Here is a 3,069-nt window from a genome sequence, read left to right as displayed (position 1 = left end):
TGGCGTGTTACTGACCCACGCTCCTAGCGTCGACCTGGTGACCTCGGAGCCAACGACCGCCGCGGAGCTCCCGCCCGAGTCGGCGGGGGTACGTGTGGTGTTCACCCAACTGCAGATCGCCCTGCACACACTGGTGGCAGCACTGCTCGTGCTCACCCTGGTCGGCGCGCACAGCGACGCCTCCGGCGTCCTCAACGTCCCGGCCGCGGCGACCGCCGCGGGATTCGCTGCCGTGTACTGCATCGGAACCGTGTGGGAGCGCCGTCGCGAGACGGCCAGCACCGTCCGCCTGGGCTGGTTGGCCGCCGTCCTCGTGCTGTGGGCGGCTCTCGTGGTCCAGGTGCCTGAGGCCGCCTACCTCGTGTTCCCACTGTTCTTCCTGGCCCAGTTCCTCCTCGGCGTGTGGACGGGCGCGGCGGCGGTGGCCTTTCTTGCCGCAGTCGCGGTGCTGGCCTTGGGACTACACGAGGGCTTCACCGCCGCGGGGATCATCGGGCCGGTGGTGGGAGCACTCGTGGCGCTCGGTCTGGGGGCCGGCGTGCGCGCGCTACACCGCGAGTCGCAGGCCCGGCGTGCGGTGATCGCCGAACTCATGGCCACGCGCTCCGAGCTCGCCGCCCGGGAACGGGAGGTGGGACGAGAGGCCGAGCGGGCCCGGCTGGCAGGCGAGATCCACGACACCGTGGCGCAGGGGTTGTCCAGCATCGGAATGCTGTTGCACGCCGCCGAGCGCTCGGATCCCTCGCATCCCGCGGTGGAGCAGATCCGTCTCGCCCGCGAGGTGGCGGGCGAGAACCTCACCGAGACGCGCAGGCTCATCGCCGCGCTGCGCCCGGCACCACTCGACGGTGTCTCGCTGGCCGGGGCCCTGCGCCGGATCGCCGAGCGGGTGGGGACCGAGAACCCCGGACTCGCCGTGTCGGTGGGTGGCGATCCGACCGCCGACCCACCCGCGGAACTCTCGGCGGTACTCGTCAGGGTGACGCAGGAGGCCCTGACCAACGCGGTCAAGCACGGGTCGCCCGACCAGATCAGGATCACCCTCGACCACCGCCCCACCTCGGTGCAGCTGGAGGTCCACGACGACGGATGCGGGTTCGACACCACCGCCCCTCGCACCGCGGCCTCGTTCGGGCTGGACGGGATGGCCCGTCGGGTCGACGACCTGGGAGGGACACTCGAGGTGGAGTCGGAGGTGGGCGGCGGTACGTCGGTCCGTGCGGTGCTGCCGACGGGGACGACGGAGAAGGAGCTGTGACGAGGGTGCGGGTGCTGATCGCGGACGACCACGGGGTGGTGCGGACGGGGCTGCGGGCGCTACTCGCTTCCGATCCGTCAATCGAGGTGATCGCAGACGTCGCTGATGCCGACGCCGCCGTGGAGCGCTGCAGGATCGGGGACGTGGACGTAGTGCTCATGGACCTGCGCTTCTCCGGCGATGCCACCGCCGGGGTCCGGGCCACGGCCAGGATCCGGGAGCTCGCCGACCCTCCCCAGGTCCTGGTTCTCACCAGTCACGACACGGACTCGGACATCCTCGGCGCGATCGAGGCCGGCGCCTGCGGTTACCTCCTCAAGGACGCCGGCCCCGACGACCTCCTGGGCGCGGTCCGCGCCGCCGCAGCGGGCGAGAGTGCGCTCTCCCCCACCGTCGCCGGCAAGCTCATGGGCCGACTACGCGACCCGCGTCCACTACTCACCGATCGCGAAACGGAGGTCCTCCGGGCGGTGGCGGACGGTGCCACCAACAGACAGGCCGCCGCCTCGCTGAACGTGTCGGAGGCGACCGTCAAAACCCACCTGGTGCACATCTTCGACAAGCTCGGCGTCACCACGCGGACCGCAGCCGTGGCCCGGGCCCGCGAACTCGGAGCCGTCTAGCCGAGCGGGTCCGCTGCTCCCCTGTGCCGCTGGTGACCGGTGCCTGGACTACCCTCAGCACCACAACCGAACACGACCCACAGCACGAGGTGCCCCACGACCCGCCCAGGCGGTGCGGAGGGGAGAATCAGGGAAGCCGGTGAGAATCCGGCACAGGGCCCGCTACGGTGACCCGGCCTCCCGCGACACTGCGCCCAGCGCGCGAGCCGCGAGATGAGCCGGGAAGTCCGGAGACCGGCCTCGCGCTGACCAGCCTGGCAGACGAGAGCGGGAGCCCCCATGCCATTGCACTACCCCTTCAGCGCCGTTGTCGGCTCCGACGACATGGCGCTGGCCCTCACCCTCACCGCGGTGTCGCCGCAGGTCGGCGGCGTCCTCATCCGTGGTGAGAAGGGCACGGCCAAGTCCACGATGGTCCGCGCCCTCGCCGGAGTCCTCCCGGAGATCGAGGTGGTCACCGGCGACCGCTTCTCCTCCGCGCCCGACGACCGCGGCACCGAGACCCCCGACGGCCGCATCCCCACCGACGCTCCCACCGAGCGGCGGCCGGTCCGCCTGGTCGAGCTTCCGGTCGGGGTGTCCGAGGACCGGATCACCGGGTCGCTGCACCTGGAGAGCGCGCTGTCCGACGGCGTGACCGTGTTCCAGCCCGGCCTGCTCGCTCGCGCCCACCGCGGGATCCTCTACGTTGACGAGGTCAACCTGCTCCACGACCACGTGGTGGACCAGCTCCTCGACGCCGCCGCGATGGGCCGCGTCACCGTCGAGCGCGATGGCCTGTCGGTCGAGCACGCCGCCCGTTTCGTGCTGGTCGGCACCATGAATCCCGAGGAGGGCGAGCTCCGCCCGCAGCTGCTGGACCGCTTCGGTCTCACCGTGGAGGTGGCCGCGCCGCGCGACCCCGAACTGCGGGCCGAGGTGGTGCGCCGCCGCATCGCGTTCGAGGCCGACCCCGCCGGGTTCGCCGCCGCGTACGCCGACGACGAGCGCGCCCTGCGTGAGCGGGTCGCCGCCGCCCGCCGCGTCCTCGGCGAGGTCAGGCTCACCGAGTGGGCACTGGCCACCATCGCGCGGGTCTGCGCGGGCTTCGACGTGGACGGAATGCGCGCCGACATCGTCACCGCCCGCGCGGCCGCAGCCCACGCCGCGTGGCACGGCCGCACGCGCATCGGCCGCGAGGACATCCGG

The 3,069-nt window shown here is 72.4% G+C and carries 3 protein-coding genes and 1 riboswitch; all 3 genes read left to right on the top strand.

All coding sequences use genetic code 11. The features are described from left to right. Positions 1-4: 4 nt before the first annotated feature. Positions 5-1,258 (top strand): sensor histidine kinase, encoded by a 1,254-nt coding sequence (locus tag HMPREF3086_RS08395; RefSeq protein WP_246830942.1) that lies wholly within the window; start codon positions 5-7, stop codon positions 1,256-1,258. Continuing rightward, on the top strand, positions 1,255-1,881 hold the full coding sequence (locus HMPREF3086_RS08390) for a response regulator transcription factor (RefSeq protein WP_305790932.1): 627 nt from the start codon (positions 1,255-1,257) through the stop codon (positions 1,879-1,881). The genes HMPREF3086_RS08395 and HMPREF3086_RS08390 overlap by 4 nt, the downstream gene beginning before the upstream one ends. Before the next feature lie 70 nt (positions 1,882-1,951). After that, a riboswitch (cobalamin riboswitch) is annotated at positions 1,952-2,139 on the top strand. A gap of 21 nt (positions 2,140-2,160) precedes the next feature. Further along, a partial coding sequence (locus HMPREF3086_RS08385) for a magnesium chelatase ATPase subunit I (protein WP_168169073.1) occupies positions 2,161-3,069 on the top strand: 909 nt, incomplete at its 3' end.

The sequence above is a fragment of the Dietzia sp. HMSC21D01 genome, assembly GCF_001815995.1.
GTDB classification, from domain to species: Bacteria; Actinomycetota; Actinomycetes; order Mycobacteriales; family Mycobacteriaceae; genus Dietzia; species Dietzia cinnamea.
The sequence above is the reverse complement of the archived record's forward strand: the minus strand, read 5'-3'. Positions and strand labels throughout refer to the sequence as shown.